Raw genomic sequence first — 22,604 nt, forward strand, 5'->3', positions numbered from 1 at the left:
GCGGCGCGGTGCGGGGCCGCTCCTACTGGTTCTGCGGCGGCAGCGCGGCGACGAACGGGTGGTCGCGCTCGATCAGCCCCAGCTTGCTGGCGCCGCCGGGCGAGCCGAGCTCGTCGAAGAACTCGACGTTCGCCTTGTAGTAGTCCTTCCACTCCTCCGGAGTGTCGTCCTCGTAGAAGATCGCCTCGACCGGGCAGACCGGCTCACAGGCACCACAGTCGACGCATTCGTCCGGGTGGATGTACAAGGACCGCTGGCCCTCGTAGATGCAGTCGACCGGGCACTCCTCGATGCACGCCTTGTCCTTCACGTCGACACAAGGCTGCGCGATGACGTAGGTCACGCTGTCGTTCCTCCTCGATAGGGCGCTGGCGGGCCTCCTCAGGCTCCGCCGCCTGGCGCGCGGGAGCGCGGCGTCGTCGATGCCCGCCCCTAGTATCTCCGTTCTTGGGCATGATCCGAACAGGAGGGGTGGACCGACCCGTGGAAATCTCTGCCGCAGGGCGTCTTGAGGTTCGTATCACCGCTGCTGACGTGGGCAAACGAGTCTCCGTCCGGCGCTTGAGCGAACCGGGTGTCGCGGGCGGGAACTTCACCGACACGGTCGGTGTTCTCACATCATGGAACGACGGTGTGTTGCTCATCACACGGAAGAGTGGCGAATCCGTCCGTATCCCCGAGTCCGCGTTGGTCGCGGGGAAGGTCGTGCCGTCGGCGCCCGCGCGTCGGCGCGGACCCGCCGCCTCCTACGAGGAGCTGGCGAGGGTTGCCTCGCGGGCCTGGTGCCCCGTGGAGGGCGAGCGGCTCGGTGAGTGGGAGCTGCGGGCGGCCGCCGGGTTCACCCGGCGGGCCAACTCCGTACTCCCGCTGGGCGATCCGGGGCTGCCGCTCGACGAGGCGCTGACCGCCGTACGGCGCTGGTACGCCGAACGGGGCCTGCCCGCGTACGTCCAGACCGCGACCGGGGCCGAGGGCACGCAGGAGCTGCTGTCCGCCGAGCTGGAGCGGCGGGGCTGGATCCGGGAGGTGACGGCCGAGGTGTGGACCGGCGGACTGGCGCCGGTCGCCGACCTGGCGGAGGGGACCGGTGTGGCCCTGTCCCGGGAGGCGGACGAGGCGTGGCTGGCGCGGTACCAGCGCAAGGGGGTGAGCGACGTGGCCCTGCGGGTGCTGAACGCCGGACCGTCGGTGTGGTTCGCGACGGTGCCCGGTGCGGCCGCGGGCGCCCCCGCGGCGATCGGGCGGTGTGTCGTGGACGGGCGGTGGGCCTCGTTCGCGGCCGTCGAGGTCGACCCCGCGCAGCGTCGCCGGGGACTCGCGACCGCGGTGATGGCCGCGCTGGCCCGGCGGGCACTCGACGAGGGCGCGTCCGCGGCGTGGCTCCAGGTCGAGACGGACAACGCGGGGGCGCGGGCGCTGTACGCCGGCATGGGCTTCACGGCACATCACGCGTACCACCACTACCGGGAGCCCCCGAACGCCGGAACGGACCGGTAACCGATCACCGCGAAAGGGCACGAACCAGCCATGCGCCATCCTCATCCCCCGTCGCCGGAACGCTCCGCCGAGGTGCGGCGGCGGTTCGCCGAAGAGGCGCGGTCCGAGCGGCCCGACCTGGCCACGCTCTGCCTGCTGGTGGGCGCGGAGGCGGACGGGGCCCTGGACGAGGCGGGCCTGGACGCCGCGCAGATGGAGCTCGACCGGCTGGCCGGGCTGCTGCCGTTCCGGCCGGGGTCGCCGCAGGCCTGGGCGGTGGCGCTGCGGGACCTGCTCGGCGAGCGGTGCGGGTTCCACGGGGTCGCCGCCGACTACCAGCGGCTGGAGTCGTCGTTGCTGCACGAGGTGCTGCGGCGCCGGCGCGGGCTGCCGATCATGCTGTCGGTGGTGTGGCTGGAGGTCGCCCGGCGGGCGGGGGCCCCGGTGTACGGGGTCGCGCTGCCGGGGCACTTCGTGGTCGGGTTCGGGCCGGAGTTCGGACCCGACGAGTCCGGATCGCGGCTCGGACCGGAGTGCGGGCCGGAGGAGGGACGGGTGCTCGCCGATCCGTTCGACGGTGGCCGGGTGCTCAGTGGGAACGACGCGGAGCTGCTGGTCGCCGGGGCGACGGGGGCGGGGCTGCGGCCGTCGATGCTGAGGCCCGCGGCGCCGTTGGACGTGGTGTCGCGGATCCTGAACAACATCCGGGCGTGGGCGGCGGGCCGTCCGGAGCAGTCGGCTGTCGGGCTGTGGGCGATCGAGCTGGCGTTGCTGTTGCCGGCGCACGCGGCGCGGCTGCGGTACGAGCGGGCGCGGGTGCTGGTGCAGCGGGGGGAGTTCGCGGCGGGCGCCGGGGAGCTGGAGGCGTACGCGGAGGTTGTGGGGGCGGTGGACGAGGCGGTCGCGGAGCAGGTGCGGGGGGAGGCGCGGGTGGCTCGGTCCATGCTCAACTGAGGTTTCGCCGTCCGGGCCCCTCTGGCGGTACCGCTGACCCTTCTGGCGGTGCAGCCGGCCCTCCTGACTTCGGCGGTACAGCCGGCCCTCCTGGCGGGAGCCGGCGTTCGCGGTCACCGAGAAGGGGCGCCCGGCACTCGCCGGGCGCCCCTCGTCGAGCGGCGTCAGCTCGGGTTCGTCTCGATGACCGCCACGCGGTCGGTCTTGCTCTTGAGGGCCTGGCGCAGGGCGCCGTAGACGTCCTCGGGGGTGACGGGCGTCTTCTCACCGTTGGCCCGGGTGATGAGCACGCCGTCGAAAGCCCCGCCGTAGAGGTCCTCGAGGGCCTTCAGGTCGGGCTTGTCGGTCAGCTTGCCGTTGACGGCCGTGACCCGGAGGAACTTCCAGAGCGACTTCTCCGGGCTCATCGGGACGGGTTGCGCGCCGTCGGCCTGCACGGTCACCGGGGCCGACATCGCCGGTTCGGCGAACTCCTTCATCATCCGGTCGACCTCGGCCTTGGAGACCGTGGGCTGCTGGGTGGTGGTCGGCACGTTCACGGGGGTGGCGGTGCCCGTCTCCACCTGGGCGCGGTACGCCTCTTGCACGGCCTCAGTCGACTTGTCGACGTCGATGCCCTTGCCGGGCTTGCCGTACACGGGGACGGCCTTGCCGGACTCGAACCTGATCGTGCCCTCGGTCACCGATCCGGCCCCGCCGGCGGCGTCCTCCAGGGCGGCGTGCAGCTTCTCCTCGTCGACGGGCATGACCGGGTCGACGACGCGCTGCCGGCCGAAGAGGGAGCCGATCACGGACACCGGGTTGTAGTCGCTCGTCGCCGCCGCGCTGGCCGTGGCCTGCGTGTCGAGCTGGAGTCCCGCCTGGTCCGGCTTGAGGGATACGGTCTCGCCGCCCACCGTGAGCTTGAGCGGTTCGCTCGCGCGCTCGGACAGGACGTCGTCCAGCTTCTCGACGGCGTCGTCGCGCGTACTGCCGCCGATGTCGACGCCGAGCACGGTGGTGCCCTTCGGCACGTCGGAGCGGTTCATGAGCAGGCCGGCGCCGTAGGTGACACCGGCGATCACGACCAACCCGCCGACGAGCAGCGGGAGCTTCCCGCGCCCCTTCTTCTTCGCCGGCTTGGCCGAGCCCGCCGGGGCCGTGGAGACCGGTTCGGGCAGCTTCGGGGGCGTGTGCGGCAGCGGTCCATCGCCGGGCGCGCCCTGGAACGGCGGCGCGTTCCGGTCGGTCGGCACGACGGGGATGCCGCTGGTGACGGTGTTCCCGGAGACGTTGTCCGGGTTGCCGTAGCCGGGGGTGCCCGGCTCGGGGGCCGGCTTTTGCGGGGTGAGGATCGCGGTGTCGTCGCTGAGCCCGCCGCCGGGGCCGGGGCGCGCGGCGTCCGGGCCGGCGCCCTGCGGCCTGCCCGGGCCAGCCGGGCCACCCGGACCAGCGGGACCGCCCATGCCACCCGGACCACCCGGACCACCGGGGCCACCGGGGCCACCCGGGCCGCGCATGGCGTTCGGTGCGGGCCCGCGCTGTCCGTCGGGCGCGCCGGGGCCGCCCTGCGCCCTGGCACCCAGACCGCCGAGATCGCCGAGATCACCGACCGGGGGCGGTGTCAGCCGGCTGTCCCCGGTGACCGGGCCGCCCGTCGCGCCCGCGGGGCCCTGGGGGCCGCCGTACGGTGACTGCCCGTTCGGGCCGCCCTGCCCGCCGCGGGGGCCGGGGCGCTGGTCGCCCTGGCCGTTCTCCGAGAAGTACGGCAGGTCGTCGCGGCGCGGTCCGGCACCGCCGTCGGGGCCCGGGCGGGTTCCGCCGCCGTTGCCGTTGCCGCCGCCGTTGCCCAGCGGTCCCGACGCCAGCGCCTCGGTCACGTCGAAGGAGCCGGTACCGCCGCCGTGACCGGGCGCCACGGGTCCGCCGGTCGCCCCGGACAGTCCGGCGCCGTTGGTGGAGCCGGGGCGGGTTGTGCCCGGCACGTTCATGGAGCCGACGACGCCACCGGGACGGCCACTCCCGCCGCCCGGTCGCGCACCGGCACCGGAAGCACCGGCACCCGGCCCCGCGGGCCCCGCGGAAGGCGCGCCCGGCGGGCCCGCGGCAGCTCCGGAACCGCCGGGCAGACCGGTGCCGTTGGCGGGGCCGCCACCCTGAGCGCCCGCGCCCGGACCGGACTTGCGCGGCGCGAACCAGTCGCTGGTCGGCTTCTCCTCGCCCGGCCGGGCGTGCTGAGCCGGCTCGGCGGGGGCCTCGACGGCTCCCGTGGGCCCCGCGGCACTCGGTGCGGGCGCGGGCGCGGGCCGCTCGGCCGTCGCCTCCGTGTCGCCGGCGGCGCCCTCGGCGTCCGCGACGGGCTTGCGCATGACGACCGGCGGGATGGGCCGCGACCCGGGGATGTTGATCCGGATTCGGGTCGTCAGCGTCGTCTCGGTCTTGCGCTCCTCCGGCCGCGGGGCCGAACGGCCCGCGTCCGCACCGGCGTCGGAAGCCGTGGGTGTCCCGTAGGGCGGGGTACCCGACGGGTATGCGGCTCCGCCGCGCCCGTGGGGCCCGGAGGACGGACTGTCAGTTTCACGACTCAAGGCAGGTTCTCCCGGTTGGCTCCGCCGCCCGGCACACCAGAAAGCGGGCGGCTCGGCGGCGCGCACCACCATACTGGCCACTTCTCGCGCGTATCCCGCGACCGCCGGGGAAACCCACACCGGACTCGCACGCCCGCGCCCCGGCGAAGTGGTACGTCACTTGCCAAGTCGGGCGGCGTCGCCGTCCGGTTGCCGCACGGGCGCCAGGGTGGCACACATCACAGCGACGGCGATCCCGCCGAGCAGGAAGAGGTAGGAGCCGCTGTCGGCGGCGAAGAGGAAATCGCCCTCGGGACGGCTGCTGGTGAGCAGGACCACGGCGAGCGCCCAGCCCGCGGCGGGCGCGACGGCCCCGCCCCGGCGCCCCACGGCCCGGCCCGCGCCGACGCAGAGTCCCGCCTCCGCGGCCAGCGCGAGCAGCAGTCCGCCCGGGAACCACCCGGGCTGCACCAGCGCTCCCGCCACGCCGACGACCGCGCCGAGCACGAAGAGCCCCAAGTAGAGGGCGGCCCGCCCGAGGGACGGCGCGCGCAGGGGCTGCGCCAGGGCGGAGGTCGTGGGTTCGCCGCGCCCGCTCACGACGCCTCCTCGGTCTCGATCCCGGCGAAGAGGTCGCTCTCGCGCCCGCCCCCGGCCGCTGCCGGCTCGCCTCGCACCAGTTCGTAGTACTCGGTGGTGAAGAGGGGCTGGGCCAGTGCGTTGGAGAGGACGAAGTACGGCCCGTCCACGGTGATCTGGGTGGCGTGCGCGCGCATGGCGGCGGCCTTGGCGGCGTGCGTGGAGCCCTCGCCGCGGATCTCGGCGGTGATCCGCTCGTCGTCGACGACGCCCGGTACGTGGTCGATGGCGGCCGCCTTCTCGAAGGACAGGCCCGGCAGCTCCTCGCCCAGCCTGGCGAAGGCGTCCTCGGCGACGGTGCGCGGCACCCGGTTCCAGTAGACCTTGGCGACCGGGCACCCCGCCTCGGCGGCCAGCTCCACCGCCCGCATGGCGATGCGGTGGGCCTGGATGTGGTCGGGGTGGCCGTATCCGCCGTCGGGGTCGTAGGTGACGAGCACCTGGGGACGCACCTCGCGGATCACCTCGACGAGGAGCTCTGCGGCCCGGTCGACGTCGGCCTGCCAGAGGCATCCGGGGTCGTCGTTGTCGGGCAGTCCCATCATCCCCGAGTCGGCGAACCGTCCCGGCCCGCCGAGCAGCCGGAAGTCGTCGACGCCGAGCGCGCGCATCGCGGCCGCCAGCTCGCCCCTGCGGTGCCCGCCCAGGGCGGCGCCGGTCAGATGCGCGAGCTCGGGCGGGATGACCTCGCCCCGCTCGCCGAGGGTGCAGGTCACCAGCGTCACGTGGGCGCCCTCGGCGGCGTACCTGGCCATGGTGACGCCGTTGTTGATCGACTCGTCGTCCGGGTGCGCGTGCACCAGCAGCAGACGCCGGGCGGGGAGTTCCGTCATGGGCTCCACCCTATGAGGCCGCGTGCTCGTCCTCGTAACGCGGGAGACCGTCCGTGGGGATCGTCCACTCCGCGACGGTGACCTCCTCGCCGTAGACGAAGTCCTTGCGGGTGGCGTAGCGGGGGCCGTCCGGGGTGGCGTGGATGTCGGTGAAGACGGCGCCGGTGCCGGTGCGGGGGTCGAAGACCGCGTGGGCCCGGTAGAGGTGGGAGGCGCCCTGCGGTGCGCTGTGGGGTGCGATGGTCATGGCGCTCGCTCCTCGTCGTCTGTGCCCACGGGCTCGGGCAAGGACCGTCACGTTCATGCTAGGCGTCCTCCAGGTGGTCGGTTCGGCAGTCGCGGCAGCGGCCGGGTTCCGGGGCGCGGAAGCCGCGGTCGCAGTCGTCGCAGTTCTGCAGGGGGGCCGTACCGGGGGCGGCGTGGCCGGTACGCGGAACGGGGGCGGGGGCGGTAGCTGGGCCATGAGGCGGTGGGCGAGGAAGGCGGCGGGGCGGCGCAGTCCCTCGGGTGGCAGGTCGGCGGTCAGGACTTGGTGTACGGCTGCGGGGCCGACGTCCCGCTCCAGCCAGGCGGCGACGCCTGGAGCCAGGTGGTCCGTGTCGCAGGCGGAGAGGAGCAGGCGGGAGTCGACGCGGTGGAGGCCCGCGAGGAGATCGGTGGCCTTCTGGAGCAGGGCCGGGACGGGGTGCCCGGGGCGCGGGACCGTGGGCAGGGTCTTCCGGGGTGCGCGCCGCTCGCGCTGGCCACGTTGCCCGTGCGGCTCCCGCCGTGTCTCCTGATCCTCGGCCCCCTCCCGCGGCCCGCACCTGTCGCGGGCCGAGGCGGGCTGGTTGCAGGAGACGGTCCGGGTGACGATGCGGCCGTCAGGAGTGCGTACGCGTTCCCGGCGCAGGTAGCCGTGGGCTTCCAGCTCGCGCAGGGCGGCTGAGATCCGGGTCGCTCCCTCGGGGAAGCGGGCGGTGAGGGTCTTGATGTCGGCGGGGGCGCCCTTGGGCAGCGACTGGAGGTGCGTGCCGAGCCCGATGGCCAGGAGCGACAGCTCGCGGTGCTGGGCCAGGTGGTTGCCGACCACCGTGAAGCGGGTGGCGTGGCGGGTGTTGTCGTGGACGATCCCGCCGGTGCGGTGGGCCGCGCCGGGCCGCCGGTTCGGGTGCTTGTCGCCCGCAACGCGGGCCTGGGCGTGCGGGGGCACGCTGGTTCCGGTGCCTGGAGACGCCGTGTCCGCGACTGTCCAGGGCTTGTCCGGTGCCGTCCGGGCCGTCGGCGGCGTTGCTGTGGGTAGGGCAACGGCCGTACGGCGCGGGACTACGGAGGGGCGCGACATGTCGGTGGACGTCGAGACGGAACAGACGGACGAGCCGGGATGGGAGGTGGACCCGGACGACGACTGGGCGCTCGCCGTGATCGCCACGGTGGGACGGCAGTTGAAGCTGCGGCGCGAGGCGGCGGGGATGCGGGCCGCCGAGTTCGGAGTGGCGGTCGGGTACGGGGAGGACATGGTCTACAAGGTCGAGGGCGGCAAGCGCATCCCCCGGCTCGACTATCTCGACACCGCGGACCAAGTACTGGACGCGGGCGGGCTCATCTCGGCGATGAAGGAGGACGTGCGGAAGGTCCGGTACCCGAAGAAGGTGCGGGATCTGGCGCAGATGGAGGCGCGGGCGGTGGAGCTTCAGCTCTACGACCCCGTGAACGTCCACGGTCTGTTGCAGACGCCGGAACACACACTGGCACTGTTCCGGATGCGGCGTCCGGGATACGCCCAGGAGGAGATCGAGCGGGGCGTGGCCGCCCGCATGGCCCGGAAGGCAGTCTTCGAACGTGACCCCGCACCCGAACTCAGCTTCGTCCAGGACGAGTGGACGCTTCGACGACGTCTCGGCGGCTCCGTCGTGATGCGTCGACAGCTTGAGCACCTGCTCGAAGTCGCGCAGTTGCGGAACGTCGAGATCCAGGTGATGCCGATGGACTGCGAGGAGCACGCCGGGGTAGACGGCGGGATCGAGGTGCTGAAGTTCGGCGACGGTACGGCAGTGGGCCGCTCCCCGGGGATCGCCGGCGGTCGACCGGTCACTGATCCGAGGCAGCTCCGTATCCTTGAACTGCGGTATGGCATCATCCGGGCGCAGGCCCTCACGCCGCGTGAGTCGACCGCCTTCATCGAGCAACTGCTGGGGGAGACATGATCCGCACGTCCTCGTCCACAGACCTGGCGTGGTTCAAGAGCAGTTACAGCAGCGGCGGGGAAACGGACTCCTGCGTCGAGATCGCCAACGAACCCGACACCGTCCACGTCCGCGACTCCAAGAACCGCCCGGGCGCCGGCCCCCGGCTCGTGGTGACTCCGGAGGCCTGGGCCGACTTCGTGACCGCCGTCAGAAGTTGATGCTTCCGATCATCCCCGCGATGTTCGTCGTCAGCTCACTGATCGTGGGTGCGACGGTCGACGAGGCCAGGTAGAAGCCGAGCAGCATGCAGACGACCGCATGCCCCGCCTTCAGTCCTGACTTCTTGACCAGCAGGAAGACGATGATCGCCAGCAGCACAACCGCCGATATCGAGAGTGCCACGGCGGCTCACCTCCAATAAGCCCAGGGACATGGGGGGGGTCGGACGCAGTCGAACCTTGGGGCAGATAAATCCACGCAGCGGGCATCTGGTTGATACCCACTATGCGCCAGTGATCATAACTATCCGTGCGCGCGCATCTCTCGGCGCACGGCCGCACAAGGGGGCGCATGGCCAATATGGTCAGGGCATGACGACCGAGTCCGACTCCTTTCCCAAACGGCACGCCCGCACCCAGCGGTTCACGCTCGGCGCGCCGCGTTCGTTCACCGTGGCACCCGACGGTTCCCGGGTCGCCTTCCTACGCTCCGGCACCGGCACGGACCGGGCCAGTTCACTGTGGATCCTCGATACCGAGGAGGGCGGCGAGCGCGTCGCCGCCGACCCGCGCGTCCTCCTGGGCGGCGCCGAGGAGCGTCTGTCGCCCGAGGAGCGGGCACGGCGTGAACGCAGCCGCGAGGGCGGCGCCGGCATCGTCGGCTACGCCACCGACGCGGCCGTCGAGCTGGCCTCTTTCGCCTTGTCAGGGCGGCTCTTCGCGGCCGAGCTGCGGGCCGGGACGGCACTCGAACTGCCCACCCCCGGGCCGGTGATCGACCCGCGCCCCTCCCCCGACGGCCGGCACATCGCCTACGTCGCCCAGGGCGCCCTGCGGGTCGTGGGCGCCGAGGGGGACGGTGACAGGGCGCTGGCCGAGGCGGACGCGGAGGGTGTCACGTACGGGCTCGCCGAGTTCATCGCCGCCGAGGAGATGGGGCGCGGCCGGGGCTTCTGGTGGGGCCCGGAGTCGGACCGGCTGCTGGTGGCGCGTGTGGACGACACGCCGGTGCGGCGGTGGTGGATCTCCGACCCGGCCCATCCCGGGCGTGATCCACAACACGTGCCGTACCCGGCGGCGGGCACCGCCAACGCGGACGTACGGCTGTTCGTGGTCGGGCTGGACGGGGGGCGCACGGAGGTCCTCTGGGACCGGGCGCGCTATCCGTACCTGGCGCGAGTGCACTGGTCAGCGGCGGGTGCGCCACTCCTTCTCGTACAGGCGCGCGACCAGCGCAGCCAGTTGATCCTGGCGGTGGACACCGACTCCGGGACGACCCGGATGGTGCACGCCGACGAAGATCCAACTTGGCTGGAACTCTTCCCCGGCGTGCCCTGCTGGAGCCCCTCCGGGCAGCTCGTCCGGATCGCCGACGAGGGCGGGGCGCGAGTGCTGGCGGTCGGTGAACGACCGCTCACCGGTGCGCAGTTGCATCTGCGGGCCGTACTGGACGTCTCAGGCGACGACGTGCTGGTTTCCGCGTCGGCGGGTGAGGAGGCGGCCGAGCCGGAGACGGGCGAGGTGCACGTGTACCGGGTCAACGAACTCGGCGTGGAGCGCGTCTCGCAGGAGCCCGGCGTGCACTCGGCGGTGCGTGCCGGGGGCGTGACCGTTCTCGTCTCCGCGACGCTCGACCGACCGGGGGCGCGGGCACAGGTCCTCCGGGACGGGAAGCCGTTGGCGACGGTCGCCTCTTATGCCGAAGACCCCGGTTTGTCCCCGCGCGTGACGCTCATCCAAGGGGGCGCACGGCGTGTCCCGTGCGCCGTGCTTATGCCAAGGGACTACCGCGGTGACACCTCCCTGCCCGTTCTCCTGGACCCCTACGGTGGCCCGCACGGTCAGCGCGTGGCGGCCGCGCACAACGCCCACCTCACGTCCCAGTGGTTCGCCGACCAGGGGTTCGCGGTCGTGGTCGCCGACGGCCGCGGCACCCCCGGCCGCTCCCCCGCCTGGGAGAAGGCCATCAAGGACGACGTGGCCGCCGTCGTGCTCCAGGACCAGGTGGACGCGCTGCACGCCCTCGCCGCCGACTTCCCGCTCGACCTGGACCGCGTCGCCATCCGCGGCTGGTCCTTCGGCGGCTATCTGGCGGCGCTGGCGGCCCTGCGCCGTCCGGACGTCTTCCACGCCGCCGTCGTGGGCGCCCCGGTCACCGACCTGCGGCTGTACGACACCCACTACCAGGAGCGCTACATCGGCCACCCGGACGAGCAGCCGGAGGTCTACCGCCGCAACTCGGTGATCGACGACGCGGGCCTGGTCGACGCCGCCGAGCCGCACCGCCCCATGATGATCATCCACGGGCTGGCGGACGACAACGTGGTGGTCGCCCACTCCCTGCGCCTGTCCTCGGCCCTGCTGGCCGCCGGACGCCCGCACGAGGTGCTCCCCCTGTCCGGCGTCACGCACATGACCCCGCAGGAGTCGGTCGCCGAGAACCTGCTGCTCCTCCAGGTGGACTTCCTCAAGCGGTCGCTGACCTGACCTCACCCCCTCACCCGAAGGCACCCACCGCTTCAACACGCTGGCAACTTCACCGACGCGGTTCCGACATACGGACGCGCGAGGCTGATCAGCGTACGGCCGTGCGGGTGCCGTAGGCGGGCCGGGGAGCGCCATGTCACCCCGGCCCGCCGCCGTGCCCACCGCCGTCCTCGGCGCCCTCGGCGTCCTCGGCGTCCTCCCGGTGCGAGCCGTGCCGGCCGTGCGGGCCGCCGGGTCCGTCCGTGCCGCCTTCCTCCGGCGGCACCACCTGCTTCTCCTCCGCGAAGTGGCACGCCGAGTCGTGGGCCGCGGGACCCGACACGCCCCGGAACTCGGCGGGCACCGCCAGCGCCGGTACCTCCAGGGCGCAGCGCTCCCGCGCCTTCCAGCAGCGGGTACGGAAGCGGCAGCCGGAGGGGATGTCGGTCGGGGACGGCACGTCGCCGGCCAGGATGATCCGCTCGCGGTGTTCCCGGGCCTCCGGGTCGGGCACGGGCACGGCGGACAGCAGGGCCTGGGTGTAGGGGTGGGTCGGGTGGTCGTAGATCTCGGCGTCGCGGCCGGTCTCCACGATGCGGCCGAGGTACATCACGCCGACCCGGTCCGAGATGTGCCGGACGATCGACAGGTCGTGGGCGATGAAGATGTAGGAGAGGTCGAACTCCTCCTGGAGGCGGCCCATCAGGTTGATCACCTGGGCCTGCACGGAGACGTCGAGGGCGGAGACCGGTTCGTCGGCGACGATGATCTCCGGGCGCAGGGCGAGGCCCCGCGCGATGCCGATGCGCTGGCGCTGGCCGCCGGAGAACTGGTGGGGGTAGCGGTTGATGTACTCGGGGTTGAGGCCGACCACGTCCAGCAGGTGCTGGACCCGTGCCCGCCGGTCGCCCTTCGGCGCCACCTCCGGGTGGATGTCGTAGGCCTCCCCGATGATGTCGCCCACCGTCATGCGGGGGTTGAGGGAGGTGTAGGGGTCCTGGAAGACCATCTGGATGTTGCGGCGTACGGCCTTGAGGGCCTTGCCCGACAGCCTGGTGACGTCCTCGCCCTTGTAGCGGATCTCGCCGGCCGTCGGCTTCTCCAGGTTGACCAGCATCTTGGCGACCGTGGACTTGCCGCAGCCGGACTCGCCCACGATGCCCAGGGTCTCGCCCCGGTCGAGGTGGAAGTCGACGCCGTCGACCGCCTTGACCGCGCCGACCTGCTTCTTGAAAACGATGCCGGTGGTGAGCGGGTAGTGCTTGACGAGCCCGCGCACTTCGAGGATCGGCTCGGTCGCCTCAGCCATGCAGGCACTCCCTCCAGAAGTGGCAGGCACTGCCCCGCTCCGCGTCGGAGTCCGTCACGTCGTACAGGGGCGGCACGTCGGTGCGGCAGACGTCCTGGGCCATCGGGCAGCGGGGGTGGAAGGCGCAGCCGGGCGGGATCCGGGTGAGGTTGGGCGGCAGGCCCTTGATGGCGTACAGCTCCTGGCCCTTCTGGTCCAGACGCGGGATCGAGTCCAGCAGGCCGCGGGTGTAGGGATGGGCGGGCGCCTTGTAGATGTCGTGGACCGGCGCCGTCTCCACGATCCGGCCGGCGTACATGACGGCGATCTTGTCGGCCACGTCGGCGACCACGCCGAGGTCGTGGGTGATGAGGATCAGGCCCATGTGCAGTTCGCGCCGGAGTTCCGCGAGCAGCTCCATGACCTGGGCCTGGACGGTGACGTCGAGGGCGGTGGTCGGTTCGTCGGCGATGATCAGCTTCGGCTCCAGGGCCATCGCCATGGCGATCATGATGCGCTGGCGCATGCCGCCGGAGAACTGGTGCGGGTACTGCCGCACCCGCTGCTTCGCGGCCGGGATGCGTACGCGGTCCATCAGCTCGACGGCCTTGGTCCGGGCGTCCTTGCGGGACATCCCGCGGTGCACGGTGAACATCTCGCCGAGCTGGTCGCCGACGGTGAGGACCGGGTTGAGGGCGGACAGCGCGTCCTGGAAGATCATCGCCATCTCGGCGCCGCGGACCTTGCGGCGTTCCTCCTCCTTCAGTCGCAGCAGGTCCCGGCCCTCGAAGAGGATCTCGCCCGCGGTGATCCGGCCCGGCGGGACGTCGAGGATGCCCATGACGGTCTGGGCGGTGACGGACTTGCCCGAGCCGGACTCGCCGAGGACGGCCAGGGTCTCGCCCGCGTCCACGCCGTAACTGACGCCGTTGACGGCCTTGGCGACGCCGTCCCGGGTGCGGAACTCCACGTGCAGGTCGCGCACTTCCAGCAGCATGCGGCGGCTCACCTCAGCTTCGGGTCGAGGGCGTCGCGCACCGCGTCGCCGAGCATGATGAACGCGAGGACGGTGATGGCGAGCGCCCCGGAGGGCCACAGCAGCGCGTGCGGGGCGTTGCGGACGTAGGGGGCGGCGGCGGAGATGTCGATGCCCCAGGAGACGCTGGGCGGCTTGAGACCGACGCCGAGGAAGGACAGGGTCGCCTCCAGGGAGATGTAGGTGCCGAGCGCGATGGTCGCCACGACGATGACGGGCGCGATGGCGTTGGGCGCGATGTGGCGCAGCAGCAGCCGGGAGTGGGAGGCGCCCAGCGCGCGGGCGGCCTGGACGTAGTCGTTCTGCTTGACGGTGATGACGGAGCCGCGGGCGATGCGGGAGATCTGCGGCCAGCCGAGCAGCACGATGAAGCCGATGACCGGCCAGACGGTGTTGCTGGTGATGACGGAGAGGAGGACGAGACCGCCGAGGACGACCGGGATCGCGAAGAACACGTCGGTGATGCGGGACAGGACCGCGTCGCCCGCGCCGCCGAAGAACCCGGCGAGCCCGCCGAGGACGCTGCCGAGGACGGCGACCCCGAGCGTGGCGAGGACGCCGACCGCCACCGACGTGCGGGCGCCGTAGACGGTGCGGGTGTAGACGTCGCAGCCCTGACCGTTGAAGCCGAAGGGGTGGCCGGACTGGGAGCCCTCCTGGGCCTTGGCCAGGTCGCATTCGAGGGGGCTGCCGGAGGCGATCAGCGACGGCCAGACGGAGATGACGAACAGGAAGAGGATCACCAGGGCCGAGATGATGAAGACGGGGTTGCGGCGCAGGTCGTGCCAGGCGTCGGACCAGAGGCTGCGGGGCTTGTCCCGGGGGCCGGGGCCGGGGCCGCCGTCCGGGCCCGCCGGGGTCTTCTCGAGGGTGACCGCCTCGCTCGCGCCGAGGTCCATCGTGCCGCCCATGCCGGTGCCGGCGATGGCGCGCTCCGGCTCGTAGGGCTCCTGCTCAGGCATAGCGGATCCTCGGGTCGAGTACGGCGTACAGGAGGTCGACGAGGAGGTTGGCGACGAGGAAGACCAGGACCAGGACGGTGACGAAGCCGACGACGGTCTGCGTGTTCTGGCGGAGGATGCCCTGGTAGAGCTGGTAGCCGACGCCGTGGATGTTGAAGATCCGCTCGGTGACGATGGCTCCGCCCATCAGGGCGCCGATGTCGGTGCCGATGAAGGTGACGACGGGGATGAGGGAGTTGCGCAGCAGGTGCCGGCTGATGACCCGGTGGCGGGGCAGGCCCTTGGCGATGGCGGTGCGGACGTAGTCGGAGCGCCGGTTCTCCGCGATGGAGGTCCGGGTCAGCCGGGTGACGTACGCCAGCGAGACCGAGGCGAGGACCAGGCCGGGGACGATCAGCTCGCGGAACGGGGCCTCGGACGAGACGGCCGGGTCGATCCAGCCCCACTTGACGCCGAGCAGGAGCTGGAGGAGGAGGCCGGTGACGAAGGTGGGGACGGAGATGACGACCAGGGTGAGCAGCAGGACCCCGGTGTCGACGGGCCGGCCGCGGCGCAGGCCCGTGACGACGCCGAGGACGATGCCGACGACGATCTCGAAGAGGATGGCGATGATGGTGAGCCGGATGGTGACCGGGAACGCCGTGCCCATCAGCTCGGTGACCGGCTGGCCGTTGAAGGCGGTGCCGAAGTCGCCGGTGAAGAGGTTGCCCATGTAGGTGACGTACTGCTGCCACACGGGCTGGTCGAGGCCGAACTCGTGCCGCAGTCGCGCGGCCGTCGCCGGGTCGCACTCCCGGTCGCCGCACAGGCCCGCGACGGGGTCGCCCATCACGTTGACCATCAGGAAGATCAGCAGCGTGGCCCCGATGAAGACCGGGATCATCTGGAGCAGCCGCCGGACGACGTAGCGTCCCATGGCGCCCCCTCAGCCGACCTTGATCTCGTTGTAGACCGGGACGCTGAACGGGTTGAGCTCCACGTTGGACAGCCGGTCCGAGTAGCCGGCGCTGCCGTTCTGGTACCAGAGCGGGATGGCCCCCATCTCGTCCCTCAGGACCTCCTCGGCCTGCTGGAAGAGACCGATGGCCTTGGCGGTGTCCGTCTCGGCGTTGGCCCGGTCGACGAGGTCGTCGAACTCCTCGTTGGACCACTTTCCGTCGTTGGAGGAGGCGTTGGTGTAGTAGAGCGGCTGGAGGAAGTTCTGGATGAGCGGGTAGTCCATCTGCCAGCCGGCGCGGAAGGGGCCGCTCATCTTCCGGTCGGTGATCTGGTTGCGGAAGTCGGCGAAGGTGCCGACCGGGTTGCCGACGCAGGCGCGCTGGTTGTCCAGGGCGTTGTTGATGGAGTTGCAGACCGCGTCGACCCACTGCTTGTGGGAGCCGGTGTCGGCGTTGTACGTGATCTTGACCTGGCCGCCGGGGAGGCCACCGCCGTCCTTGATGAGCTGCTTGGCCTCGTCGGGCTTGTACTCGCAGGCCTCGCCGCACAGGCCGGCCTTGTACCCGCCGTCCTCGCCGAGGACCGGTGAGGTCCAGTCGGTGGCCGGGGTGCGGGTCTGCTGGAAGATCGTGTCGGTGATCTGCTCGCGGTCGATCGCCATGGACAGGCCCTTGCGGACCTTCTCGGAGCCGGGCTTGTTCCAGTCCTCGTCGTAGAACGGGAAGGCGAGCGTCTGGATGATGCCGGCCGGGGTGTTGATGTACCGGTCGCCGAGGTCGTTCTCGACGTTCTTGAGCTGGGCGGCGGGGACGTCGTCGACGAGGTCGAGGTTGCCGGCCATCAGGTCGGTGTAGGCGGTGTTGTTGTCGGTGTAGACCTTCAGGTCGACGCCGCCGTTCCGCGCCTTGTCCGGTCCCGGGTACTCCTCCCACTTGCGCAGGGACATCTGGGAGCCGCGGGTGTAGTTGTCCACCATGTACGGGCCGTTGCCGATCGGCTTCTTCAGCCAGGCGTCGTGGTCGTCGAAGAAGGCCCGGGGCAGCGGCGCGAAGGCCGGGTAGCCGAGGGTGTCGGGGAAGGTCGAGAACTTCTGGCTGAGCTCGACGGTGAAGGTGAGGGGCCCGGTGACCTTCAGCCCGGAGAGCGTGTCGGCGCTCTGCTCGCCGCTTTCGGGGTGCGTCTTGTCGTAGCCCTCGATGTACGCGAAGAAGTACGCGTTGCGCTGGTTGTTCCTCAGGCTCGCGCCGTAGTTCCAGGCGTCCACGAAGGACTGGGCGGTGACCTTCTCGCCGTTGCTGAAGGTCCAGCCGTCCTTGACGGTGACGGTGAAGTTCCGCGAGTCGGAGGTCTCGATCCTCTCGGCGAGCATGTTCTGCGCCTCGCCGGTCTCCGGGTCGTACTTCTTCAGGCCCCGGAAGATCATGTCGAGGACCTTGCCGCCCTGGACCTCGTTGGTGTTGGCCGGCTCGAGCGGGTTCTGCGGGTCGCCCCAGGAGGAGCTGAGGACCGCGCTCGTGTCCTGGCCGCTGCCGCCCCCGCCTCCGCAGGCGGTCGCCGCGAGGGCCACCATCACCGCGCACACGGCCCGTTTGGCGTGCGTGGCTCCGCGCATGGAGTGCCTCCTCGTGCCCTGACTCGTCCGCTGGTCCGTTACCGGTCAGCTTCAGGGGGGCCGCTCCGTGGCGCACACCCGTCCGGTCCGTACGGGTTGCGGATGTCCTCCGGACGGGTGCCGGGAGGGAGGGGCCGCGGGAGGCGGCCGCACACGCACGGAGCGGGGGCGGGAGTCCTCCTCCCGCCCCCGCTCTCCTGCCGGGTCGCCTCGGTCGTGCCCGCTTCAGCTCTTGGAGACCGCCGCGCCGCCGTCGGCGTCGTCCTCCAGCGCCTTCAGGCCCTGGTCCATGACGATGTCCGCGTCCCTGGCCTCCGTCGTACCCGCCTCCGGGAAGTGGCAGGCCGTCAGGTGGCCCTCCCGGTTGCCGGAGAGCCGGACCAGCGGCGGCTCCTCGGTCGCGCACTTGTCCTGCGCCTTCCAGCACCGGGTACGGAACCGGCAGCCGGACGGCGGCGAGATCGGCGAGGGCACGTCACCCTCGAGCCGGATCCGCTCCCGCTTTGCGACGTCGAGGTCCGCCTCCGGCACGGCCGACAGCAGGGCGTGCGTGTACGGGTGACGGGGGCGGTTGTAGAGCGAGTCGCGGTCCGCGATCTCCACGACCTTGCCCAGGTACATCACCGCGACGCGCTGCGAGAAGTGCCGCACGATCGCCAGGTCGTGGGCGATGAAGACGAACGCGATCCCCATCTCCCGCTGCACTTCCTGCAGCAGGTTCACCACCTGGGCCTGGATCGACACGTCGAGCGCGGAGACCGGCTCGTCGGCGACGATCAGCTTCGGCTCCAGGGCGACGGCACGGGCGACACCGATGCGCTGGCGCTGACCGCCGGAGAACTCGTGCGGGAAGCGGTTGTAGTGCTCCGGGTTGAGACCGACGATCTCCAGCAGCTCGCGGACGCGCTTCTCCCGGCCGCCGGGCGGGTTGATCCCGTTGATCTCCATCGGGCCCGAGATGATCGTGCCGACGGTCTGCCGCGGGTTCAGCGACGCGTACGGGTCCTGGAAGATCATCTGGATCTCGGACCGGATCGGCGCCAACTGGCGCCGGTTGGCGCGGGTGATGTCCTGGCCCCGGTACTCGATGGTGCCCTGGGTGGGCTCGTACAGGCGGGTCAGCAGCCGGCCGGTCGTCGACTTGCCGCAGCCGGACTCGCCGACGAGACCCAGGCTCTCGCCCGGGTAGACCTCGAAGTCGACACCGTCGACGGCCTTGACGTGGCCGACGGTGCGCTTGATCGGGAAGCCGCCCTTGATCGGGAAGTACTTCGACAGGCCGCTGACCTTGAGGAGCGGCGCGGTGTCTCCGTCCCGCTGCTGCGGGAACGTGTCGGCCACCGCCGTGGTCGTCTTGCTGTTGTCGCTCATGGTGATGCCCCAGTCGCCGGTTTCCGCTCAGCCCAGCCGGGGCTGAATCTTGTCGATGAACGCCTGCTGCCGCTGGTCCCCCGTCAGGTGACAGGCGGCCGCGCGGCCCTGGGCGAGCGTCGGACGCTCACCCGAGCAGCGACTGCCGGACACCAGGTCGGTGAAGCCGCAGCGCGGGTGGAACGGGCAACCCGAGGGCGGGTTGAGCAGCGAGGGCGGCGATCCCGGGATCGGCAGCAGCGGCTCGTCGACGTCGGAGGAGAGCCTCGGCATCGAGCCCAGCAGGCCCCAGGTGTACGGGTGCTGGGGCGACTTGAGCACCTCGCGCACCGTGCCGCGCTCGACGGCGCGGCCCGCGTACATGACCAGGATGTCGTCGGCCATGTTGCCGACCACGCCCAGGTCGTGGGTGATCATGATGATCGCGGAGCCGAACTCCTGCTGGAGGTCCTTGAGCAGGTCGAGGATCTGCGCCTGGACGGTGACGTCGAGGGCCGTGGTCGGCTCGTCGGCGATGAGCAGGTCCGGGTTGCAGGAGAGGGCCATGGCGATCATGGCGCGCTGCCGCATACCGCCGGAGAACTGGTGCGGGTAGTCGTCGACGCGCGTCTGCGGCTGCGGGATGCCGACCTTCTCCAGCAGATCGATGGCGCGCACCCGGGCGTCCTTCTTGGACGCCCCGTTGTGCTTGATGAACGGCTCGGCGATCTGCCGGCCGACCGTGTAGTACGGCGACAGCGCGGTCAGCGCGTCCTGGAAGATCATCGCCATCTTCTTGCCGCGCAGCTTCTCCAACTGCTTCTCGTCGGCGTCGGTCAGCTCCTGGCCGTCCAGCGTGATCGACCCGTCGATGGCGGTCTTCCGGCGGTCGTGCAGGCCGAGCACGGCCAGGTTGGTCACCGACTTGCCGGAGCCGGACTCGCCCACGATGCCGAGGGTCTTGCCGCGCTCCAGGTCGAAGGAGAGCCCGTCCACCGCCTTGACGACGCCGCCCTCGGTGGAGAAGTGGACCTTGAGGTCGCGCACCGAGAGAAACGCGTCCCCCGCGGCGGCGGCCGGGGCCTCATCGGGCTTGGTCTGAGTGGTCACGGTGGTTCTCCTAGGACAGGCGCACGCGCGGGTCGATGACGGCGTACAGGGCGTCCACGATCAGGTTGAAGACGATGATGAGCGCGGCACTGACGAGCATGACGCCCATCAGCATCGGCAGGTCCTTGTTGGTGACGGAGTCCAGCGCCAGCCGGCCGACCCCGGCCAGACCGAACGTCAGCTCGGTCACCATGCCGCCGCCCATCAGCGCGGACAGGTCGATGCCGAGGATGGTGACGATGGGGACGAGGGAGCCGCGCCAGGCGTAGCGGAAGAAGGTGTAGTTGCCCGACATGCCCTTGGCGCGGGCCGCCTTCACATGCTCTTCCTGGAGTTGCTCGATCATCGACGAGCGGCTCATACGGGTGTAGTTGGCGGTGAAGATGGTCGCCATGACGACCCAGGGGATCAGCAGGCCCGCGAACCAGCCGCCGAGGTCCTCGGAGAACGGCACGTACTTCGGCTTCTCCAGCCAGCCGGTGCTGTAGACGAACGCGAGCAGCACGAGCGGGCCGAGGAAGTAGATCTGCAGGGAGCTGACGACCAGCGACCCGGAGCTGAACACCTTGTCGATCCAGGTACCGCGGTACTTGGCGGCCAGCATGCCGGCGCCGAGGCCGAGGATGAGGAAGACCACCAGGCTGCCGAGCGTCAGCGAGACGGTCAGCGGGAAGCGGTCGAGGATCGTGTCCCAGACGTTCTGGTCGTTGGCGAAGGAGACGCCGAAGCAGGGGGCGCTGCAGTGGCCGACGGCGAAGTCACGCCCGGCGAAGATGCCGATCAGGAAGTTCCAGTACTGGACGGTGACCGGCTTGTCGAGGCCGAGGTTCTGGTGAATGATCGCCAGCGCGTCCGGAGTGCAGTTCTTGCCACAGGCCAGCATGGCCGGGTCCTGCGGGATCGCGAAGAACATGAAGAACGTGAACGCACTGATCAACAGCAGAATCAGCGCCGCGCCGAACGTCCGGCGAATGAGGAATTGAAGCATGGCAGGCAGCTGCTCTCAGGACGGCGGCAATCGGAGGGGGAGGCTGGGAGGTGTCCGGGCCCCGGTGGTGGGCGCTCCGCCGCGCGCCCACCACCGAAGTCCCGGCCTGACGGTTACTTCTTGAGGAAGATCCGGGTCACGTCCACGTAGCTCGAGTCGGAGCTGTAGCGGAGACCGCCGATGTTCGAACCGAAGATCTGGAAGACCTTGGTGTAGTAGATCGGCGCGGCCGGGTTGACCTCCGTGGAGATGTACTCGTTCAGCTCCGCCCAGGCCTTGGTGGCCTCGGCCGGGTCAGCGATCTTCTCGATGCGCTTGATCTCGGAGTTGACGTGCTCGTCGTTGATGTGCGAGTAGTTCGACGCGCCGTCCTGGATCTGCGTGCCGTCGTACACCGGCGGGATGACCGTGGAGGCGGACGGCCAGTCCTGGCCCCAGCCGGTCATGTACAGGTCGTAGCCGTTCTTGACCTTGCCGACCTGCTCGTACCAGGTGGCGGAGTCGATCTCCTTCTTCTGGATGTCGAGACCGATCTTCTCCAGGGCGTCGGCGATCAGGACGGCCTGCTTCTGACGGACCGGCGTGTTGCCGTAGGCGTAGACGAGGCTCTTGCCCTCGAAGCCGCCTTCCTTGATCAGCTTCTTGGCGGCCTCGATGTCACCGTTGGGCTTCTTGTGCCGGTTGAACGGGTCGAAGTCCTCGTTGTAGCCCGGAGTGGTGGGCGACATCAGCGAGTTGGCGACCTCACCGCCGTAGGCACCACCGTCGGTCTTGAAGACCGCGTCGGAGGGCAGCGCCAGGGTGATGGCGTCACGGAGCTTCTTGTCCTTGACGCGGTCCAGGTTGAAGTTGAGCTGCCACACGTAGGGCGCGTAGCCCTGGATCGTGCGGTTCTTCATGGCCTCCTTGTCGCCCACCACCTTCTGGAGCTGCGTGGTGGCGACCTGGCCCGTGAACATCATGGCGTTCTTGGCCTCGCCCTGGTCGGCGAGGAGGGTCTTGGTCTGGTCCTCGTCGTCGTGGTTCATCGAGATGTTGAACCCGTCGACGTACTGGTGACGCACCGAGTCGGACTTCGGGTCCCACTGGGCGTTCTTGACGAGCTTCATGGACTTGCCCGGCTTGAAGTCGGCGATCTTGTACGGACCCACGGCGACCGGGTCGGAGTCGTACTTCGCCTTGGTGTCCGTCTCCTCCGGGACGACGCTGTAACCGGGCATGGTCAGCATCTGCGGGACGTCGGGCCGCGCGTCCTTGAAGTGGAAGACGATCGTCTTGTCGTCCGGCGTCTCGAGGACCGTGTCGGGCAGGTGCTTGCCCTTGTCCGGGCCGGCGTAGGCGTCACGGTAGGTGGTGCCGGCGCCGGACAGCCACTGCTGCAGGTACGTCGGACCGTCGGTGATGTAGTTGGAGTACAGGCGCTCGACCGTGTTGCGGATGTCCGCCGCGTTGATCGGGTTGCCGTTCTCGTCCTTCAGGTTGTCCTTGAGGGTGTACGTCCAGGTCTTGCCGCCGTCGGACGGCTTGCCCGCGTCGGTGGCGAGGTCGCCCACGACCGTCATCTGGCCGTTCTCGTCCTCCTGGTACTGGGTCAGACCGCGGAAGATGAGGCGGCTGAGCAGCTTGCCGTCCGAGACGTAGATCTGGCCCGGGTCCAGGTGGGAGAAGTCGTCCTCCTGGTACACGGTGACCGTGCCGCCCGACTTGGCTCCCGGGACCTCGGGGGCCGGACCGACCGACGCCTTGGCGTCACCGATCTTGACCGGCTTCGACTGCGACTTGGCGTCCTCTTTCTGCTTGCTGGCGTCCTTGGACGAGCTGTCGCTGTCGCCACCACCGCAGGCGGTGAGGGTCAGGGCGCCGGCTGCGACCGCGACTATGGCGGCCGTGGCGGTGCGGTTACGGAAGATGCTCATAGGGACGAATCCACCTGCCTGTGAGTAGTGAGCACTGCTGGTACGTGGCCTGGGCCGGGCTGAGCGGCACCGAACCGGCCGGGCGGGGATGTGGGGGGATTCC

Annotated in this window: 20 protein-coding genes and 1 pseudogene; 5 read left to right on the plus strand and 16 right to left on the minus strand. The window is 70.9% G+C overall.

Annotated elements, in window-relative coordinates; genetic code table 11:
* Positions 1 to 22: 22 nt before the first annotated feature.
* Positions 23 to 343 (minus strand): ferredoxin, encoded by a 321-nt coding sequence (fdxA, locus tag B1H29_RS12840; RefSeq protein ID WP_003973842.1) that lies wholly within the window; start codon positions 341 to 343, stop codon positions 23 to 25.
* Between the two features lie 140 nt (positions 344 to 483).
* Here fdxA and B1H29_RS12845 point away from each other — a divergent pair, with 140 nt between their 5' ends.
* Positions 484 to 1,497, plus strand: coding sequence for a GNAT family N-acetyltransferase (locus B1H29_RS12845; RefSeq protein ID WP_063787494.1), 1,014 nt, complete (start codon positions 484 to 486; stop codon positions 1,495 to 1,497).
* 30 nt (positions 1,498 to 1,527) lie between these two features.
* Positions 1,528 to 2,430, plus strand: a complete 903-nt coding sequence (locus B1H29_RS12850) for a transglutaminase-like domain-containing protein (protein WP_055418010.1) — start codon at positions 1,528 to 1,530, stop codon at positions 2,428 to 2,430.
* 164 nt (positions 2,431 to 2,594) lie between these two features.
* On the opposite strand, the gene B1H29_RS12855 is transcribed toward B1H29_RS12850, so the two are convergent.
* The 5 genes and pseudogenes from B1H29_RS12855 to B1H29_RS12875 all read right to left on the minus strand — a co-directional run bounded on the left by B1H29_RS12855 (position 2,595) and on the right by B1H29_RS12875 (position 7,640).
* A complete protein-coding gene (locus tag B1H29_RS12855) occupies positions 2,595 to 4,997 on the minus strand; it encodes a hypothetical protein (protein WP_055418011.1) in 2,403 nt (800 codons plus the stop codon).
* A 156-nt stretch (positions 4,998 to 5,153) separates the two neighbouring features.
* Complete coding sequence (locus B1H29_RS12860; RefSeq protein ID WP_055418012.1) at positions 5,154 to 5,576, minus strand: DUF6113 family protein; 423 nt, start codon at positions 5,574 to 5,576, stop codon at positions 5,154 to 5,156.
* A complete protein-coding gene (gene mshB, locus B1H29_RS12865; RefSeq protein WP_055418935.1) occupies positions 5,573 to 6,448 on the minus strand; it encodes an N-acetyl-1-D-myo-inositol-2-amino-2-deoxy-alpha-D-glucopyranoside deacetylase in 876 nt (291 codons plus the stop codon). Before mshB ends, B1H29_RS12860 begins: the two co-directional genes overlap by 4 nt.
* Positions 6,449 to 6,458: 10 nt before the next feature.
* Positions 6,459 to 6,695, minus strand: a complete 237-nt coding sequence (locus tag B1H29_RS38080; RefSeq protein WP_055418013.1) for a hypothetical protein — start codon at positions 6,693 to 6,695, stop codon at positions 6,459 to 6,461.
* A gap of 58 nt (positions 6,696 to 6,753) precedes the next feature.
* Positions 6,754 to 7,640, minus strand: a pseudogene (locus B1H29_RS12875) (helix-turn-helix domain-containing protein).
* A gap of 130 nt (positions 7,641 to 7,770) precedes the next feature.
* Between B1H29_RS12875 and B1H29_RS12880 the strand changes: the two are divergent.
* Together B1H29_RS12880 and B1H29_RS12885 are read left to right on the plus strand one after the other, a co-directional pair.
* Positions 7,771 to 8,634 carry a helix-turn-helix domain-containing protein gene (locus tag B1H29_RS12880; RefSeq protein WP_055418014.1) on the plus strand — a complete coding sequence of 288 codons (864 nt, stop codon included), beginning with the start codon at positions 7,771 to 7,773 and terminating at the stop codon, positions 8,632 to 8,634.
* Positions 8,631 to 8,834 carry a DUF397 domain-containing protein gene (locus B1H29_RS12885; protein ID WP_055418015.1) on the plus strand — a complete coding sequence of 68 codons (204 nt, stop codon included), beginning with the start codon at positions 8,631 to 8,633 and terminating at the stop codon, positions 8,832 to 8,834. Before B1H29_RS12880 ends, B1H29_RS12885 begins: the two co-directional genes overlap by 4 nt.
* Here B1H29_RS12885 and B1H29_RS12890 read toward each other — a convergent pair.
* The gene (locus tag B1H29_RS12890; RefSeq protein WP_029393692.1) at positions 8,824 to 9,018 is read right to left on the minus strand and encodes a hypothetical protein; all 195 of its coding nucleotides are present in this window, start codon (positions 9,016 to 9,018) and stop codon (positions 8,824 to 8,826) included. The two genes, B1H29_RS12885 and B1H29_RS12890, sit on opposite strands and share 11 nt — an antisense overlap.
* A gap of 188 nt (positions 9,019 to 9,206) precedes the next feature.
* On the opposite strand from B1H29_RS12890, the gene B1H29_RS12895 reads away from it, so the two are divergent.
* Positions 9,207 to 11,321: a S9 family peptidase gene (locus B1H29_RS12895; protein ID WP_055418016.1), complete on the plus strand. Its 2,115-nt coding sequence runs from the start codon at positions 9,207 to 9,209 to the stop codon at positions 11,319 to 11,321.
* A 136-nt stretch (positions 11,322 to 11,457) separates the two neighbouring features.
* Here the strand turns inward: B1H29_RS12895 and B1H29_RS12900 are convergent, their stop codons facing one another.
* The 9 genes from B1H29_RS12900 to B1H29_RS12940 all read right to left on the minus strand — a co-directional run bounded on the left by B1H29_RS12900 (position 11,458) and on the right by B1H29_RS12940 (position 22,501).
* Complete coding sequence (locus B1H29_RS12900) at positions 11,458 to 12,609, minus strand: ABC transporter ATP-binding protein (protein ID WP_055418017.1); 1,152 nt, start codon at positions 12,607 to 12,609, stop codon at positions 11,458 to 11,460.
* Entirely contained in the window at positions 12,602 to 13,585 is a 984-nt protein-coding gene (locus B1H29_RS12905; RefSeq protein ID WP_055418018.1) for an ABC transporter ATP-binding protein, read from the minus strand. Before B1H29_RS12905 ends, B1H29_RS12900 begins: the two co-directional genes overlap by 8 nt.
* An 8-nt stretch (positions 13,586 to 13,593) precedes the next feature.
* Positions 13,594 to 14,586: an ABC transporter permease gene (locus tag B1H29_RS12910; protein WP_055418019.1), complete on the minus strand. Its 993-nt coding sequence runs from the start codon at positions 14,584 to 14,586 to the stop codon at positions 13,594 to 13,596.
* Positions 14,579 to 15,502: an ABC transporter permease gene (locus B1H29_RS12915; RefSeq protein ID WP_055418020.1), complete on the minus strand. Its 924-nt coding sequence runs from the start codon at positions 15,500 to 15,502 to the stop codon at positions 14,579 to 14,581. Before B1H29_RS12915 ends, B1H29_RS12910 begins: the two co-directional genes overlap by 8 nt.
* Before the next feature lie 9 nt (positions 15,503 to 15,511).
* Entirely contained in the window at positions 15,512 to 17,137 is a 1,626-nt protein-coding gene (locus B1H29_RS12920) for a peptide ABC transporter substrate-binding protein (RefSeq protein ID WP_055418021.1), read from the minus strand.
* A gap of 225 nt (positions 17,138 to 17,362) precedes the next feature.
* Positions 17,363 to 18,508: an ABC transporter ATP-binding protein gene (locus tag B1H29_RS12925; RefSeq protein ID WP_055418022.1), complete on the minus strand. Its 1,146-nt coding sequence runs from the start codon at positions 18,506 to 18,508 to the stop codon at positions 17,363 to 17,365.
* Between the two features lie 27 nt (positions 18,509 to 18,535).
* A complete protein-coding gene (locus B1H29_RS12930; protein ID WP_055418023.1) occupies positions 18,536 to 19,597 on the minus strand; it encodes an ABC transporter ATP-binding protein in 1,062 nt (353 codons plus the stop codon).
* 10 nt (positions 19,598 to 19,607) lie between these two features.
* Positions 19,608 to 20,585 (minus strand): ABC transporter permease, encoded by a 978-nt coding sequence (locus B1H29_RS12935; protein WP_055418024.1) that lies wholly within the window; start codon positions 20,583 to 20,585, stop codon positions 19,608 to 19,610.
* Between the two features lie 113 nt (positions 20,586 to 20,698).
* Positions 20,699 to 22,501 (minus strand): ABC transporter substrate-binding protein, encoded by a 1,803-nt coding sequence (locus B1H29_RS12940; protein WP_055418025.1) that lies wholly within the window; start codon positions 22,499 to 22,501, stop codon positions 20,699 to 20,701.
* Between the last annotated feature and the right edge of the window lie 103 nt (positions 22,502 to 22,604).

The sequence above is a fragment of the Streptomyces pactum genome (genome assembly GCF_002005225.1).
GTDB lineage: Bacteria > Actinomycetota > Actinomycetes > Streptomycetales > Streptomycetaceae > Streptomyces > Streptomyces pactum_A.